This window comes from Streptomyces sp. NRRL B-24572, assembly GCF_002156145.1.
Classification (GTDB): Bacteria; Actinomycetota; Actinomycetes; order Streptomycetales; family Streptomycetaceae; genus Streptomyces; species Streptomyces vietnamensis.
This window is the reverse complement of record NZ_MWIG01000136.1, coordinates 1-15,231: the sequence shown is the minus strand read 5'-3', so window position 1 is coordinate 15,231 and position 15,231 is coordinate 1. Positions and strand designations below refer to the sequence as shown.

Below are 15,231 nucleotides of genomic sequence, written 5' to 3'. Positions count from 1 at the left end.
AGCGGGCGGGAGCGCGGGACCGTGCCTAGGCTTGAGGTACGCGTCCTCATCCGGCGGTACGCGTTCCACCCCTGCGGTTCGGAGGTGGCCCATGAGGGCACGCCACCACTTCCACATCGACTACCTCGGGCACTCGGTCTCCGCGACCGTCCAGACCGGGCACACCCCGGTCGTCGAGGTCCTCGTCGACGGCAAGGAGACCGGCCACGCCACGACCCGCGACGACCGGCCGGTCGCCCTCGCGATCGAGCTGCCGACCGACCCGCCGACGCCGCTGACGGTACGCGCGACCCCGGGGCCCGGCGTACCGCGCTGCCTGCTGCTCGCGGAGGGGGACGAGGAGCCGCACGTGATGGCGCCGAGGCTGTACTGAGCGGGCGCGAGGCCCTCAGGAGAGCCAGGCCATCCCGATGATCAGGAAGACCACGAAGGCGACGGCCCCGGCCACCGCGGCCGTCTTGCGCGGGCGGCGCCGGGAGAGCTCCGCGAGCGCGGCACCGGTGCTCGGCTGGCTCTGGCGCCGCCGGGCGGCGGGCGCGGGCCGGGTCACCGGCGGCCGGTTCATCGGCGGAGGGGTCGGCGCGGGAGTGTGCGCGGGCGCGGGCATCGGCATGGGGGCGTGCCCGGCGGACTGACGGGGCGCATGGGCCTGGCCCGGGGCGTGCCCGGCGGGCTGACGGGGCGCGTGGGACGCGTGGGGTGTCTGGGGACGGACCGGAGCGGCCCCGGGGTATCCGGCCCCGCGCCAGGCGCCGGAGGAGAACCAGTCCGCGATCGCCTGCGCGGAGGGCCGCTGCTCCGGCTGCTTGGCGAGCAGGCTCAGCAGGTACGTCTCGAAGTCGGGCGGCAGCAGCGCGCCGAGCCGGCTCGGCGGCACCGGCGGTGTGTCGATGTGCTGGTACAGCAGGGCCGTTGCCGTGTCCGCGCGGAACGGCGGTCTGCCGGTGATGAGTTGGTACAGGACGCAGCCCAGCGAGTACACGTCGGAGGCGGGCGACGCGGGCTGCCCGAGGGCCCGCTCGGGCGCGAGGTACAGGCCCGTGCCCACGATCTGACCCGTCGTCGTGAGCGCGGCCGAGGGGTCGTCGACGAACCGCGCGATGCCGAAGTCGGCCAGCTTCACCGTGCCCTCGGCGTCGACCAGCAGGTTCCCCGGCTTGATGTCCCGGTGCACCACGCCCTGCCGGTGCGCGGCCGCGAGCCCGGCGGCGGCGTGCGCGGCGACCACCGCGACCCGCTCGGCGGGCAGGACCATCGGCTCGGAGGGGCTCCCCTGAAGGCTGTCACCCTCCACCAACTCCATGACCAGGAACAGCTTCTCGTCCCACGTACCGAAGTCGAAGACGCCCACCACGTGCGGGTGGCTCAGCCGCGCGGCGGTCTGCGCCTCCAGGCGGAAGCGGTCGCCGGCGGACGGGTCGGTCGACTGGGCCAGCATCAGCTTCACGGCCACGGCCCGGCCCAGGACCTCGTCGGTGGCCTGCCACACCTCGCCCATGCCGCCCCGGCCGATACACACATGAAGCCGATATCGGTCCGCGACCAGCACCTGGAGACCACCCTTTCGACGATCGATCAACCTGACGGAAGGGCACCAGCGTAGAGCCGCCCGTGCCCGCTCCTCGCCGCGCGCCCCCCTCCACGCCTCCCACCGGTGCACGACACCCGTGGTCCGGGTGAACGGAAGGTGTCCCCGGCCGGTTAGCATCGCGGCCCGGAGCGAGTTCGGTGGACATGGGCGATGAGACGGAGTGGGGCGTGGCGCGACCGCGTGTAGGTGTGGCGGTACTGACGATGGGCACGCGCCCCGCCGAGCTGCGGGCGCTGCTCGACGCCGTGGCGGGACAGGACGAGCCCGCCGCCCGGATCGTCGTCGTCGGCAACGGCACCGGGTCGCTCCCGGCCCTGCCCGAGGGCGTGACGGGGGTCGAACTCCCCGAGAACAGAGGTGTCTCGGGCGGCCGCAACGTCGCGATCGAGACGCTGCGGGCCTTCGGCGACGTCGACATCGTGGTGGACCTCGACGACGACGGCCTCCTCGTCGACAAGGACGTCTTCCGCCGTCTGGCGGATCTGTACGACGGGGACCCGGCCCTCGGCGTCGTGTCGTTCCGCATCGCCGACGAGACGGGCGAGACGCAGCGCCGGCACGTCCCGCGCCTCGGTGCGAAGGATCCGCTGCGCGGTGGCGAGGTCACCACCTTCCTCGGCGGCGGCCACGGCCTGTCGATGCGCATGCTGGACGAGATCGGCGGCTGGCCGGAGGACTTCTTCTTCACCCACGAGGAGACCGACCTCGCCTGGCGCGCCCTGGACGCCGGCTGGAAGGTCATCTACGAGCCGAAGCTGCTGCTCCAGCACCCGAAGACCAGCCCGGCCCGGCACGCCGTCTACTACCGGATGACCGCCCGCAACCGCGTCTGGCTGGCCAAGCGCAACCTCCCGGCCCTCCTCGTCCCCGTCTACCTGGGCGTCTGGACCCTCCTGACCCTGGCCCGCACCCGCTCCCTGCCGGGCCTCAAGGCCTGGTTCGGCGGCTTCGCGGAGGGCGTCCGCCGCTCCTGCGGCCCCCGCACCCCGATGCGCTGGACCACGGTCCTCCACATGACCCGCCTGGGCCGCCCCCCGGTGATCTAGGGCCTGTCCGGCGGGTCAGGGCCGGACAGGCGCCGGGTGGCGGCCCCCGGGAGGCCGAACGCGGAGCGGTGCACGCCAACTCCCGCTGGACCAGGGGGAATCGGCCCGGTGGAACGAGGGTCGGGCCGTCCAGGCCCGTGGCTATAGTGGCGGAGGTTTCGAGAATCGGGGGATGCTCCAGTGCCGCAGGAAGAGTCCCGGGCCGAAGCGGTGAAGACCGCCTGGCAGATCCACGCCTCGCTCCACGAGACGACCCGCACGGTGGACGCCAAGGCCTCCTTCGCCCTGGCCATGGAGTCCGCCGCCCTCGCCGGAATCGCCGCCCTGTCCGGCGGTGACCGTGCCCTCGGCCGTGCGAGCGGCTTCGCCGAGGTCGTCCTCTGGCTGGGAATCGCCCTCATCGGGCTCTCCGCGGTCCTCGCCGTCCTCGTCGTCGTCCCCCGCCACAACGGCCAGGGCCGCTCGCCCGACCCCCGCGAGGACGAGTTCCTCTTCTACGGCCATCTGCGCCACTGGTCCCCCGACCACCTCGCCCAGCAGCTCACCCGTACCGATCCGCTGCCCACCCTCAGCCGTCAGCTCGTCGTCATGAGCGCGATCGCCTGGACGAAGCACCGGCGCGTCCAGCAGTCGCTGCTGCTGGCCGTCGTCGGCAGCCTGCTGGTCGCCGCCGTCATCGCCCTCGCCTGAACCCTCGCCCGAAGCCTCGCCCGAAGCCTCGCCCGAACTTTCGCCCGAAGGGGCCGCTGTGGACAGCGCACCACACCACCGCACGCGCCGGATGCCCTTCTGGTCCCTGCTCGACGAGGACACCAGGGCCGAACTGATCGGCATCGGCAGCATGGTGACCTTCCCGCCCAAGGAGACCCTGCTGCGGCAGTACGACCTCACCGACCACGTCCTCGTCGTCCGGCGCGGCTGCGTCAAGGTCGCCGCCAACTCCGCCGCGGGCTACCAGGCCGTGCTCGCCATCCGCAACGCCGGAGACCTGCTGGGCGAGCAGGCCGCACTGGATGGCGGACCGCGCTCCGCCACCCTCACCTCGCTGACCCGGGTCGAGGCCCTGATGATCCCCTCGCTCCTGTTCCGGGCCGCCGCCCGGGCCTCGCCCACCCTCGGGCTCGCGCTCCAGCAGGTGCTCTCCGAGCGCCTGCGCGAGGCGGACGGCTACCGGGCCGCCGCCGGTTCCGAGGCCGTCCAGGCCAGGCTCGCCGCACTCCTGCTGGAACTCGGCGCGGAGTACGGGCGCCCCGCGGGCGACGGATCCGTACTCATCGCCCTGCCGCTGTCCCAGGACGATTTCGCCGGGCTCGTCCTCAGCTCGCGGCGGACGGTCAGCCGGGTCTTCGAGCAGTGGCGCGGGCACGGCTGGGTGACGACGGGACGCAACAGGCTGACCATCGACCGCTGGGACGAACTGAAACGACTGACCGGCACCGGGCGTTAGGGGATTTCCAGCAGAGCACGGCATGACGGGGAAGCGGTCACACCTCGTCCCAGGACATCGTGCTCAGCCCGTGCTCCTCGGCCACCGGGTTCCAGTCGGACACGAAGTCCTTCTTCGCCCGCGTCGCCCGAGTGCTGGCGTCGGATGCCTCCTGCCACTGCGACGAGGACGTCACGGCCTCGGGCGTGCAGCCGCTCGACACCTCCTCGGCCAGCCGCGCGTACGCACGGTCGGCCTCGGCCGAAGCCTCCCAGCCGGCGGTGAGGTTCTCCGTCATGGAGCTGGGCAGCCGATCCGGGTCGAGCGCCTCCAGATCCCGGAGGAGCTCGACCCGCGCGGTCGCCGCGGCCTCGAACACCCCCTTGGCCTCCAGGAGCGCGGTACGTCCCGGGCAGGTGGTCATCCGGCTGACGGCCTCGCCGACGCTGCCGCGGTTGCCGCTGTTCCGCTCAAGGAGGGCGTTCAGGGCACGCGCCTGTTCTTCCTCGGTGTCCGGAGCGGACGAGCCGGAGCCCTGGTCCGATTCGCCGGGGCTTTCGGAGCTGCCGGATCGGACCCCTTCCGCGATCTGCTCGTAGAGATCGGGACCGTAGACGAGGGCGAGGACGACCAGCGCGATCGCGACGAACCACTTGCCGGCGTTGGACTTGGTCGGCGGGGGCGGCGTCGGCCGCGGCATAGAGGGGGTCCGGGGCACTGTGGACGGAGGGTTGGGTCCGGTCCACTGCGTCTGAGCCTGCGGTCGTTGCTGTTGCTGCTGACCGGTGGCCTGCCGCGGTGACGCCGTGCCCGCTGTGCCCGGCGGCACGAAGGTGGGCGTCGGGGTGGCCTGCGGAAGTATCGCCGGCGCCGTTTTCACCGCGCCCTCCAGCGCGGTCAGCCACTGCTCCGGCTTCGGCCGCCGGGCGGGGTCGGTGGACAGGCTCTGCTCGGCCAGCCGCGCCACGTCCGCGTCGGTGGCGGCCAGCACGCCGAGGTCCCTGCCCTCCTGCTTGCCGGAGAAGAGCCGCGCGGCCAGCAGCCCGAGCTTGTACGCGTCACTCGCCGGGGTGCCTTTGGGCTCGCCCGCGGGCACCCCCCAGTTGGGGGTCTCGACCTGCGGGACCATCGAACGGCCGCGCAGGACCATCGCGTCGCAGTCGATGAGGAAACACCCGGGGGAACCGTCGAGGGCGAAGAACATGTTGTTCGGCGAGATGTCCCCGACGGCGACTCCCAGAGCATGGAGCCGTCCGAGTGTGCGCGCGAAGTCGAGCAGCAGCTCGAACCTCTGCCGGGGGGTGATCGTGATGCCCGCGGTCCGGAGGTATTCGGCGTTGTTCAGCAGGTACTGGAAGCCCGCCGCCCTCGGCGCCCCGGGGTCGAAGGCGAGCGTGCGGATGAACCGTGGGGGGATCTGGCGCATCAGGAATCCGCACACGCCGGTGGGACCGGTCACCAGGACCGCCGGCCAGGCTGTGCAGTTCGCCAGCCATTCGCCGGTGCCGGGATCCAGAGTGGGGAGGAAGTCCACCATGGCGGCGAGGACATCGGCCTCCGCGGGCTGGACCTTCGCGCGGTACTCCTTGTAGGCCACCGGCCAGGACCTGATGGTCAGGTCCTTGACCGCCCACACCGTGCCCTGACCGCCGGACGCGATCCTGCGCTCCTTCACCACCCGGCCGATGTCCACGGCTCCGGGATACGCGCTGCTCATCCCGCCGCTCCGGGGCCGCCGCTCTCGTCGAGGCGGTGACGCGGCCAGACGGCCAGCAGCGTCCGGTCGTCGTCGAACGTCTCCCGGGAGAAGTCGAGCAGCCGGGCGAGGACCGACGGCTCACGCGGCGGACGGCTCAGTTCCCACGCCATCGCCTTCCCGACGGTGCCCGTGCCGTCGCCCAGCGGATCGCCGAACCCGTCCGTCCCGATCAGCAGCGCCCCGTCCTCGGGAATCGTGAACCATTTCCCCTCGATCTGCTGTGGCACCCACGGCAGCGCCGCCACAGCGGAGGAGAAGACTCCGTCCGCTCTCTCCTTCTGGTCGCCGAGCAGCGGCAAGAAGCCGTCTTCGTGGAGTGTCCAGGCACCGCTGTCCCCGACGTGCACCAGATTGACCTCCAGCAGTCCGCTCCCGGTGAGCCGCACGACGCCCGTCACCAGGGTCGTCGCCAGCAGGGCCTGGGCTTCCTTTCTCTGCTCCGGGGTCGGTTCCGCTCCGCGGGTCACCCGCATGAACAGCTGGTACGCGGCCGCCGACACGGTCCGGTTCCAGTCGACCTGCGGCCGTCCTTCGTCCAGCTGCCGCAGCACGTCGGCGACGGCGGTACGGCAGGCCAGCGCGGCGCCCACATGCGACTGAGGAGCCGCCGAGACGCCGTCCGCCACCGCGAACACCACCGCGTCGGTCGGCTCGTGAGCCGCCACCACGATGTCGTCCTGGCGCGGCTGCCCGCCGAAGCGGTGCGCGTCACCGCGTACGGAGGCCAGGCGGATCGTGAGCCCCGGCGTGGACCAGCCGTCGAACAGCGTGTCGGGGCGGTACGGGTCAGCGGGCGGCGGTTTCGACTCGAACCAGGTGGCCGGCCGGCCGAGCGGGAGGCGTTCCACGAACGGCGACTTCGATTTCCGTACGGGCGCCGGGGCACCGGGGCGGTCCGGCTGCCGGTGCGGCGGTACGGGCGCCGTCGGCGGTGTCCGCCCCGGCGGAGGCACGTGATCCGCCGGGACCGGGGACCCGTGTCCCGAGCCCGCCGGGAAGCCGGGGCCCGGTCCCGGCTTGTATCCCGGCCTCGGCGGTACGGGATGCGTGCCGCCCGCCGGGGATCCGGCGGGGGAGGAGGAACCGGAGGACTGAGAAGACCCAGAAGGCTCGGGGGACCCGGAGGGCTCCCCCTCGTCGTCCCTCCTGCGCCGGAAGAGGGGCACCACGATCACACCTCGTCGATCGCGAGCCGGAAGCCTTCCGGCCGCTCGACCACCAGCTCCGCATGGCCCGACGCCATCGCGTTGCCGGACTCCACCACGCTCTTGGTGAGTGCGGTGAAGAACCGGGCGATGGACTCGCCCAGTTGGGCACCGGGCACCGAGATGAAGGCGAACTCCTGCTGCGTGGCGACGCTGAGCATCGTCTCCGCCTCGGCCTGGCCGATGCCGCAGGCGATGATGTTGGGTGCCGCCTTGGTCACCGAACGGTCGGTGAGCTCCCGGTGCCTCTCCTGCCAGGCCTCTCCGACGTTGGGCTGGCCGTCGCTGAGGAAGAACACCGCGGGCCGGTGGACGCGGTACCCCTGGCTCTTCAGCGTGTCCACGTCCTGCGGGATCCGGCGCAGCAGCGCGGCGAAGGCCGCCTCGTAGCTCGTGCCGCCGCTCGCCGTGAGGCGGGGCAGCTCGCTCTCGGCCCGCAGGTCGGCGAGGATCAGCCGCTCGGTCACACTGTTGGCGAACCCCAGCACCGAGAAGCGGACCTTCGCAGCGGCCATCGGTTCGCCGAGCAGGGACCGGTGCAGCGAGGCGAGTCCGGCGTTGAGGTCACCGACGTGGGGATGCATGGAGCCGGACTCGTCCGCCAGGACGTACACCGGAAGTAACTGTCCCTGGGTTTCAGTCATTTCTTCCTCTTCTCTCTTGCGCGAACTACTCGACGTCTTCGATGGGGCTCAGTCCCCGCGGGCGTTCGAGTCGCAGCTCGGAGGAGCCGGCGACCGCGCTCCGCCCCAGATGGAGCACGGTGTTCTGGAGGAGCATCGAGAACTGCGCGGCCGATTCCGCGAGGTCCGCGTGCGCGTCCGCCGCGACGGCGAACTCGGCGGGACTGGCGATCCGCGCCACCGTCCGCCGGTCGATCGCACCGATGCCGCAGGCGACGATGTTCGGGCGGTACGGGTGCTGCATCAGCTGCTGGTGCGCGGCCTGCCACTGGCCACCGTCCTCCGGGTCGCCCGCGGCGAGGAAGAAGACGGTCGGACGGTTCACGCGGGACGCCTGCTGCTTGAGCCGTTCCGTCTCCAACGGGACGAGTTCGAGGAGGCGGCGGAAGACGGGTTCGTACCGGCAGCCGTTTCCCGCCTGGAGGTCGGGGACGCCGGTCTGCCACGACACCTGCGTGAGGGGCATCCGGACGTCGGCCGTGTCGGAGAAGGTCAGCACGGACAGCCGTACGGCGGAGGTCACATCCGGACTGTTGGCGAGCAGGGTCTGCAACGACCGCAGCGCGTCGCGGAGTTGGGTGACGCAGCCGGTCGCGGCCGACGAGGTGTCCAGGACGACGTAGACCGGCGCGAGGCCGACCGCCGTCGTGCGGAGGTCCGGGGACGGGGCGGCCGGGGAGCCGCCGGACTGCTGCACGGCGTCGGGACGGGTACCGCCCCACGGCGGCGTCTCCGTCACCGGAGACGGCTGCGCCACCGGCGGCAGCGCCTGCGCGGCGGCCGGCGCCGTCTGTGCGGGCGTGCCCGTACCCGGCGGCAGCATCCCGCCGAAGACGCTGGACGAGGGCCCGAGCACGCCCTCGCGCAGACCGGGCAGGTCCACCTCCCGCACGATGTTCTTCTCGATCAGGAACCGGACCATCTCGACCTTCCGCTGCTCCTGGTCCACGGCCCGCAGCTGCCGGCCCTCCTCCCAGCGCATCAGCAGGTCCATCGACTTCTCGGTGTCCTCCGGGTGCTTCGCCAGGTGTTCGAGGACGAGACCGCGGAAGTCGAGCCGTACGGAGGCGAGGGCCCTGCGCTCCCGCTCGTCCCGCTTGAGCCGGGCCTCCTGCTCGATGTCCTTGATCGTCTCCTGGTGGCGGGTGCTCCCGACGGCCGCCTTGTGCTGCAGGTGGCCCATCTCCGAGTCGCGGCCCGCCTTGGTGCGGCTGCGGACGAACTCCCGCGCCGCCTCGTCGGGTTCGAGCTGCACGTCGCAGTAGTAGAGCGTCATGCCCTCGGGCAGGGGGATGGGCAGGGCCAGCGACCCGTTGATCCTGGCCTGCGCCTCGAACGCCTCGTCGATCGCGAACTGCGCCGCCTGCGGACGGATCCTCCTGATCAGATACGGATAGACGGCGCTGAGCACATCGGGGAGATTGCTCCGCACCACCGCCACCGGATCGTGCACCCGGAATCCGACGTCGATGGTCGCCTCGAACCGGTGCGCCTGGTCCTTGCAGGTCAGCGGGGTCTTGGTGAGCTTGGCCGTACGCCGGTGGTCACCCAGGTCCACGACGTAGCAGAGCTTGTTCTTGCCCAGCCACCGCTGGGTCATCGTCCGGTGCTTCGGGGACTCGACCTCCCAGCCGCCGCCCTCCAGGGGGTAGACGACCGCGAAGTTCGGCGGAAGGTTGGGCAGGGTCGCGAGCTCGGCCCGCCGCACCGGACGGTTGTTGAGGATCAGTGAGACGGACATGTCACACCCCTTCCAGATCGAGCTGGGCATGGACGACGGCAGCGGTCAGGGGGAGCGGCGCCAGTTCGTCCGGGTCGACCCAGTCGGCCGCACACCGCCGCAGGATCCGCCCCGTCCGCGCGTCCCGGTACGCGATCGCGCCCACCATCAGCCGGAACATGTCCCGTAGGGCCGGATCGCGTTCGGCGAGCGCGGCCCAGTTGCGCAGTACCTGCTGGGCCTCCTCGCCGAAGTCCGCCTGGTTGAGCGACTCCCGCCACAGCGCGATGAACGGTGCGCGCAACTCCTCGCGGTGGTGCGCCTGGTAGAGGAGGGCCGGCCATTGCTCCACGGTGCTCTCGAACCCCCACTCGGCCCGGTCCACCACCACCTGGGCCGCGACGATGAGGAACGAGAGCAGCGCCGTCGGCCGCCTCCGGTGATCGGCGGACCGCTCGTGCAGGGTGCGGAGCACCAGAGCCGTCGAGCCGCCGTTCTGCGCGACCAGATCGGTCAGGCTGCGGCCGACGGCCACCGCCACGGTCGCCCGGTCGACGACGGTGAGGCGGGCCAGTGCCGCGACGGCGGCCTCGGGGTCCTCGCCCATGCCGTGCACCCGCGCCGCCGTCGCCTGCACGTAGGGCCGGCTCCGGTCGGCGAACCAGCCCGCCACCAGCGCGTCGACCTGTTCCGCGATCCAGGGGTCGCGCGAGGCGAGCTGGAGGGCGTAGGCGACGGCGTCGCGCCGCAGCGGGTTCTCGCTCTGCGCCCACCCGTGGAAGACCCGGTCGCAGAGGTACGTGTACGACTCCGCGGCGATGGCCCCGAGCGCCGCGGCGGCGTAGACCCGTACCTCTTCGGCCGGGGCCACGACCAGGTCCGACAGCCAGTCGAGCAGCTCGCTCTGGATCTCGTACTGGACCCACGAGTGCTGGATGACCCGACGCGGGTAGGAAGGGTCCTTGTACTCGAGCGCGTGTCCCGGCTCGCCGTCCTCCTTGCCGATGTCACGGGCGCGCAGCCGGGTCAGCTGCGTGCGGCGCGGGGCACCGAAGGGATCCTTGCCGAGGGGAGGTTCACCGTTCGGCCCGGCCACCAGCACCTGCGGGCGGTCGTCGTCCTCAAGCCGCTCGCGCAGCGCGCGGGCGGCGGTGGCGATGTACTCCTGGGGCAGGCCGTTGAGCACGGCGAGGGCGATCGCGAGGCTCCGGACGGCGGGCTCCCGCAGGCTCTCGACCCAGATGTCGAAGTCCTCGTCGGCCTGGCGGGCGAGGCGCTCCTTGACGGCCTCGGGGTCCAGCCGGCCGGTCTCCCACTCCTCGGCGATCGCCGACGCCAGATCGGCCGCCCGCTTGCAGGCGGGGTCGCCGTCGAGCATCTCGTCGAGGAGCTCCCCGATCCCGTCGTCGGCGAGGAGCCGGTCGCGGACCGCGTCGCCAAGACGCCAGCGCAGGTGCGAGGAGACGATGCCGCGCTGGTCGGGCACCTCGGTGACGTCGACGACCGCCGTCAGGAGCTCGCTGTCCGCGACCTCGGTGCTGGAGACGGTGATCACCAGCCACGCCCCCGCGAGGGCGAGCGCGCCCTGCACCTTCTCGTACTCCGCTCCGCGCAGCCCGGCGATCCCGGACGGCTGGTCGAGCAGAAAGGCGGCACCGCGCTCGATGGAGTCCCCGCCGCGCTCCAGGAGGTCGGCGAGGGAGGCGAAGTCGACGTCGCTGTCCAGGTGGTACTTGGTGGTGGCCCCCATGCCCTGGAGCAGGCGGACGGCCATGGCCGTCTTTCCGTGACCGGGGGCGCCGCGCAGGATCAGCAGATGCCGGCCCGCCAGCGCCTCCCGGGCGGCCGCCAGGCCGGGGTGCTCCTGGTACGCGTGGCGCACCCGTTCGTCCATGAGCGGGGAGATGGTCCGCAGCCGCCGCTGGGCGCCGCCCAGGAGCAGGACGTACTTGTCGCCGCCGACGACGTCACCCTCGACGTTGGCGAAGGCGTTGCGCACCCGGTCGTGGCGCAGGGATCCCTGACCCATCCGGCCGGTGGCCTCGAAGGACTCGGCCCCGGGGCCGGAGCGCGGAGGCTCGCCCTGGACGCCGCCCTCCCCGCCGGCCGGCGCACCCGCCGCGGCGTCCGGGGACTGGGGCTGTGCCTCGCCCGCCGGCTGCGCCGGGCCGGGCGCCGGGGCCGCTCCCGCGGCGCCACCGCCGGCGGCCGGGGCTCCCCCCGCCGGTGTGCTCATGGCCGGACCGGCCCGTTGGTGTTGATGTTGATGTTCTTGTCGCCCTGGAACACGTCACCGTGGACGGTTCCGAAGCTGACGCCGCCCCCGCTCAGGAATCCCTGCTTGCTCTGATTGCTCTGCTCGCCGGCGTCGGCCGCTGCGCCGACGCCGGCCGCTGCCGGCGGAGGCTGATCCGCTGCCGCCTGCGCGGGCTGATCCGGTGTCGTCGCGGGGAGCCCGGGCGGGGCGGGGGATCCGGGCACGGTCACCCAGCTCTCGATGAGCTCGCCGTGCTTGGTGCGGAACGGCATGGGCAGATAGGCGGCCGGGTCGATGGAGCGGTGTCCGTGCCGGACGACGGCCCGGTAGATCTCGTCCGACACGACGAAGACCATCCGCGAGGAGGCCGCCGCGGCCAGGACCCCGCGTAACGGCCCTGCGTCGACGAGCCGGCAGGCGGTGTTGACGGCGTCCCCGGACCAGCCCTGACCGTCCCGGGCGACGAGCCCCTGGTGCAGGGCGACCCGGAACCGCATCGCGTGGGCGGGGCTGTAGACCACCGCCTTCTGCTGCAGCTCGTCGTCGAGGGCGCGGACGAACGGTCCGGCCAGGGCGATCGGTGAGACGGTCGCGGGAACGATCATGATGACCCCGTCGCCCCGGTCCTCGACGACGATCTCCTCGGCCGGCAGCCCGGCCCGTAAGAGCGCCTCGCGCAGCACCTCGTACATCCCGGTGCGTAAGGAACGCTGGATCGGATCGGGCCGGGAGCTGAAGTTCTCGATGTCCAGCACCACGACCCAGCAGTGCGTGGCGTCACCAGCCATGGCGATCTCCCCAAAGGCCTCGGGCAGCAGTACTTGATCAGTGGCCTCTGTTGTACGGCACCAAAGTCCGTTGGGTCTACGCCAATTGACACACAGCGGGAAACCGCTTCACACGGCCGAGTCCCCCTCGTCGAAGGGTCCCGACCGACCGGCTGGCCGGCATTCCGGAACGCGCAAACGAATCAGGGCCGGTCTCCCGTGAAGGAAACCGGCCCTGATTCTGGCTGTCGGGGTGGCGGGATTTGAACCCACGACCTCTTCGTCCCGAACGAAGCGCGCTGCCAAGCTGCGCTACACCCCGGTGTCGCTGCTCTGATCTCCTCGTCGCGGCGACATCGATTACTTTAGCCCACGCGCGCGCTCAGACGAAATCCGGTATTCAGGGGACCTCGGCGCGGGTCGGATGCGGTCCAGGCCGACGATCGCGAGGCCGAGTACGTAGAAGGCCGCGCCGAGCACGACGGCGTTGACCAGGACGCCTCCGTAGCCGTGGACGGTGACGTCGAGGAACGGGTACGTGTAGCGGGTCGGCGCGTCGGGGGAGATCAGCTCGCCGCGGACCAGGGCGAAGGCGAAGTAGAGGCCCGGGGCCGCCAGCCACTGGGCCGCGTGGCGCCACCGGAGGGCGCCGGGTGCCGTGAGGAGCAGGAAGTCGAGGGCCGTGCCGATCGGGGTCACGGTGTGGAGGAGCTGGTTGGCGACGGCCTTCGCGCCGGTCAGGCGGGCGATCTCGGCGGCCTGGTTGAACTCGCTCGCCTCGTTGTCGAGGACCAGGTGGAAGACGAGGCCGACGACGGAGATGCAGAGCAGGACGCCGCCGGTCCACAGCGCGGGCAGCGGCGGGCGGCGGGTCCAGGCGTGGACGGCGCCCCGGCCGAGGACGACGGCGACCAGGATGTTCGACCAGATGGTGAAGAAGCTCAGGACGACGAGCACGTCTCCGTACACGCACTCGATGACGATGCCCGCCGCCGCGGACAGGGCGGTCAGGCCGCGGAAGGCGGCCGCCCAGGGGCGGCGGGCGGAGGGTATGGCGGCGGGGGCCGGCACGGCCGCGGAACGAGGCGTGATCATGCCCCCACCGTAAGTGTTCAGGCACGCGCCGTCAGGGTGAGCAGGGTGACCTCGGGCGGGCAGGCGAAGCGGACCGGGGTGTACCGGTTGGTGCCGCAGCCCGCCGAGACGTGGAGGTAGGAGGTCCGGCCGTCGACCGTGTGCGTGGAGAGGCCCTTGACCCGGTCCGTGTCCAGGTCGCAGTTGGTGACGAGCGCCCCGTAGAAGGGGACGCACAGCTGGCCGCCGTGGGTGTGCCCGGCGAGGAGCAGCTCGTACCCGTCGGCCGTGAAGGCGTCGAGCGCGCGCAGGTACGGGGCGTGCACGACGCCCACCGAGAAGTCGGCCGTCTCGTCGGGGCCGCCGGCCACCCGCTCGTACCGGTCGCGCTTGATGTGCGGGTCGTCCAGGCCGGTGAACGCGAGCTCGGCCTGCGGCAGCTTCAGCCGGCCGCGGGTGTTGGTCAGGTTGACCCAGCCGGCCGCGTCGAAGGCGTCCCGGAGGTCCTCCCAGGGGTTGTGCACGGCGCCGACGACCGGCGGGTTGCCGTTGAGGCCGTGCTTGCCCTGCACCTTTTCGAGGAGGTAGCGGGCAGGGTTGCGCAGCCGCGGCCCGTAGTAGTCGTTGGAGCCGAAGACGTACACGCCGGGGAACTCCATGAGCGGCCCGAGCGCGTCGAGGACCTCGGGCACGGCCTCCGTGTCGGAGAGGTTGTCGCCGGTGTTGACGACGAAGTCCGGGCGGAGCCCCGCGAGGGACTGCAGCCAGGCCCGCTTCTTGCGCTGGCCGCTCACCATGTGGATGTCGGAGACCTGGAGGACCCGCAGGTCGCGCATGCCGCGCGGGAGGACGGGGACCGTCACCCGGCGGAGTCGGAAGGAGCGGGCTTCGAAGCCGGCCGCGTAGACCACTCCCGCCGCTGCCGTCGCCGTGAGGCCTGCCGTGATCTTCAGGGGGATCCCGTACCGTGCGCGCATCCCCCCATCGTCGCAGACCCGCCGAGCCGAAATGCGCGGGCGGTACGGGTGGGGCACCTGCCACACTTGAGCCCATGACCACGCTCAAGGCCAAGCTTCAGGAAGACCTCACCGCCGCGATCAAGGGACGCGACGAACTGCGTTCCTCGACCCTGCGGATGACCATCGCCGCCGTCAACAAGGAGGAGGTCGCGGGCAAGACCAAGCGCGAACTCTCCGACGACGAGGTGCAGAAGGTGATCGCGAAGGAGGCGAAGAAGCGCCGCGAGGCCGCGGACGCCTTCGCCCAGGGTGGCCGCCCCGAGTCCGCCGAGCGCGAGCTGGCCGAGGGCGAGGTCCTCGACGCGTACCTGCCCAAGCAGCTCAGCGACGAGGAGCTCGACGGCATCGTCGCGGCGGCCGTCGAGGAGGCGAAGGCGGCGGGCGCCGAGGGGCCGCGGGCCATGGGCGCCGTCATGAAGATCGTGAACCCGAAGGTGGCCGGCCAGGCCGAGGGCGGCCGTGTCGCCGCCGCGGTGAAGAAGCTGCTCGCGGGTTGATCCGCCGCAAGGGCTGATCCGTCGCGCGGGCCGGTCCGCCGCGAGGGCTGGTCCGTCGTGCGGGCCGGTTCGTTGCGCGGGCTGATCCGCCGTGCGGGCCGGTCCGTCGCGAGGGCTGGTCCGTTGCGCGGGCCGGTCCGCCTCGCGGGTCGATCCGCGCAGTACGTACGCGAGAGGGCGCCCCACC

14 protein-coding genes and 1 tRNA gene are annotated in these 15,231 nt (G+C 72.2%); 5 read left to right on the top strand and 10 right to left on the bottom strand.

Annotation, left to right across the window (positions count from 1 at the left end):
* Positions 1-91: 91 nt before the first annotated feature.
* Positions 92-373 (top strand): hypothetical protein, encoded by a 282-nt coding sequence (locus tag CCN56_RS08845; RefSeq protein ID WP_086825247.1) that lies wholly within the window; start codon positions 92-94, stop codon positions 371-373.
* A gap of 15 nt (positions 374-388) precedes the next feature.
* On the opposite strand, the gene CCN56_RS08840 is transcribed toward CCN56_RS08845, so the two are convergent.
* On the bottom strand, positions 389-1,549 hold the full coding sequence (locus tag CCN56_RS08840; RefSeq protein ID WP_179199756.1) for a serine/threonine-protein kinase: 1,161 nt from the start codon (positions 1,547-1,549) through the stop codon (positions 389-391).
* 209 nt (positions 1,550-1,758) lie between these two features.
* On the opposite strand from CCN56_RS08840, the gene CCN56_RS08835 reads away from it, so the two are divergent.
* The 3 genes from CCN56_RS08835 to CCN56_RS08825 all read left to right on the top strand — a co-directional run bounded on the left by CCN56_RS08835 (position 1,759) and on the right by CCN56_RS08825 (position 4,084).
* Positions 1,759-2,637 carry a glycosyltransferase family 2 protein gene (locus tag CCN56_RS08835; RefSeq protein WP_086825284.1) on the top strand — a complete coding sequence of 293 codons (879 nt, stop codon included), beginning with the start codon at positions 1,759-1,761 and terminating at the stop codon, positions 2,635-2,637.
* 180 nt (positions 2,638-2,817) lie between these two features.
* Positions 2,818-3,327 carry a Pycsar system effector family protein gene (locus CCN56_RS08830; protein ID WP_086825242.1) on the top strand — a complete coding sequence of 170 codons (510 nt, stop codon included), beginning with the start codon at positions 2,818-2,820 and terminating at the stop codon, positions 3,325-3,327.
* A gap of 58 nt (positions 3,328-3,385) precedes the next feature.
* Positions 3,386-4,084 (top strand): Crp/Fnr family transcriptional regulator, encoded by a 699-nt coding sequence (locus CCN56_RS08825; RefSeq protein WP_256961872.1) that lies wholly within the window; start codon positions 3,386-3,388, stop codon positions 4,082-4,084.
* Between the two features lie 37 nt (positions 4,085-4,121).
* Here the strand turns inward: CCN56_RS08825 and CCN56_RS08820 are convergent, their stop codons facing one another.
* The 9 genes from CCN56_RS08820 to CCN56_RS08780 form a co-directional block, all read right to left on the bottom strand.
* Positions 4,122-5,780 (bottom strand): hypothetical protein, encoded by a 1,659-nt coding sequence (locus tag CCN56_RS08820; RefSeq protein ID WP_086825238.1) that lies wholly within the window; start codon positions 5,778-5,780, stop codon positions 4,122-4,124.
* Positions 5,777-6,670, bottom strand: coding sequence for a protein phosphatase 2C domain-containing protein (locus tag CCN56_RS08815; protein WP_179199755.1), 894 nt, complete (start codon positions 6,668-6,670; stop codon positions 5,777-5,779). Before CCN56_RS08815 ends, CCN56_RS08820 begins: the two co-directional genes overlap by 4 nt.
* A 323-nt stretch (positions 6,671-6,993) precedes the next feature.
* On the bottom strand, positions 6,994-7,671 hold the full coding sequence (locus tag CCN56_RS08810) for a hypothetical protein (protein ID WP_086825233.1): 678 nt from the start codon (positions 7,669-7,671) through the stop codon (positions 6,994-6,996).
* 25 nt (positions 7,672-7,696) lie between these two features.
* Positions 7,697-9,451, bottom strand: a complete 1,755-nt coding sequence (locus CCN56_RS08805) for a hypothetical protein (protein ID WP_086825231.1) — start codon at positions 9,449-9,451, stop codon at positions 7,697-7,699.
* 1 nt (position 9,452) lies between these two features.
* A complete protein-coding gene (locus CCN56_RS08800; protein WP_086825229.1) occupies positions 9,453-11,666 on the bottom strand; it encodes an ATP-binding protein in 2,214 nt (737 codons plus the stop codon).
* A complete protein-coding gene (locus tag CCN56_RS08795; RefSeq protein ID WP_086825228.1) occupies positions 11,663-12,475 on the bottom strand; it encodes a hypothetical protein in 813 nt (270 codons plus the stop codon). The genes CCN56_RS08800 and CCN56_RS08795 overlap by 4 nt, the downstream gene beginning before the upstream one ends.
* Positions 12,476-12,702: 227 nt before the next feature.
* Positions 12,703-12,776, bottom strand: a tRNA-Pro gene (locus CCN56_RS08790).
* Between the two features lie 38 nt (positions 12,777-12,814).
* Positions 12,815-13,549 (bottom strand): Pr6Pr family membrane protein, encoded by a 735-nt coding sequence (locus CCN56_RS08785; RefSeq protein ID WP_086825226.1) that lies wholly within the window; start codon positions 13,547-13,549, stop codon positions 12,815-12,817.
* A gap of 17 nt (positions 13,550-13,566) precedes the next feature.
* Positions 13,567-14,505 carry a metallophosphoesterase gene (locus CCN56_RS08780; protein ID WP_086825224.1) on the bottom strand — a complete coding sequence of 313 codons (939 nt, stop codon included), beginning with the start codon at positions 14,503-14,505 and terminating at the stop codon, positions 13,567-13,569.
* Between the two features lie 74 nt (positions 14,506-14,579).
* Between CCN56_RS08780 and CCN56_RS08775 the strand changes: the two genes are divergently transcribed.
* Complete coding sequence (locus CCN56_RS08775; RefSeq protein WP_041129926.1) at positions 14,580-15,044, top strand: GatB/YqeY domain-containing protein; 465 nt, start codon at positions 14,580-14,582, stop codon at positions 15,042-15,044.
* Positions 15,045-15,231 lie beyond the last annotated feature (187 nt).

What these genes read in the sequence shown, in the direction of transcription:
- CCN56_RS08845 (WP_086825247.1), top strand. Translation starts at nt 92, where the DNA reads ATGAGGGCACGCCACCACTTCCACATCGACTACCTCGGGCACTCGGTC.
- CCN56_RS08820 (WP_086825238.1), bottom strand. Translation starts at nt 5,780, where the DNA reads ATGAGCAGCGCGTATCCCGGAGCCGTGGACATCGGCCGGGTGGTGAAG.
- CCN56_RS08810 (WP_086825233.1), bottom strand. Translation starts at nt 7,671, where the DNA reads ATGACTGAAACCCAGGGACAGTTACTTCCGGTGTACGTCCTGGCGGAC.
- CCN56_RS08805 (WP_086825231.1), bottom strand. Translation starts at nt 9,451, where the DNA reads ATGTCCGTCTCACTGATCCTCAACAACCGTCCGGTGCGGCGGGCCGAG.
- CCN56_RS08800 (WP_086825229.1), bottom strand. Translation starts at nt 11,666, where the DNA reads ATGAGCACACCGGCGGGGGGAGCCCCGGCCGCCGGCGGTGGCGCCGCG.
- CCN56_RS08795 (WP_086825228.1), bottom strand. Translation starts at nt 12,475, where the DNA reads ATGGCTGGTGACGCCACGCACTGCTGGGTCGTGGTGCTGGACATCGAG.
- CCN56_RS08785 (WP_086825226.1), bottom strand. Translation starts at nt 13,549, where the DNA reads ATGATCACGCCTCGTTCCGCGGCCGTGCCGGCCCCCGCCGCCATACCC.
- CCN56_RS08780 (WP_086825224.1), bottom strand. Translation starts at nt 14,505, where the DNA reads ATGCGCGCACGGTACGGGATCCCCCTGAAGATCACGGCAGGCCTCACG.
- CCN56_RS08775 (WP_041129926.1), top strand. Translation starts at nt 14,580, where the DNA reads ATGACCACGCTCAAGGCCAAGCTTCAGGAAGACCTCACCGCCGCGATC.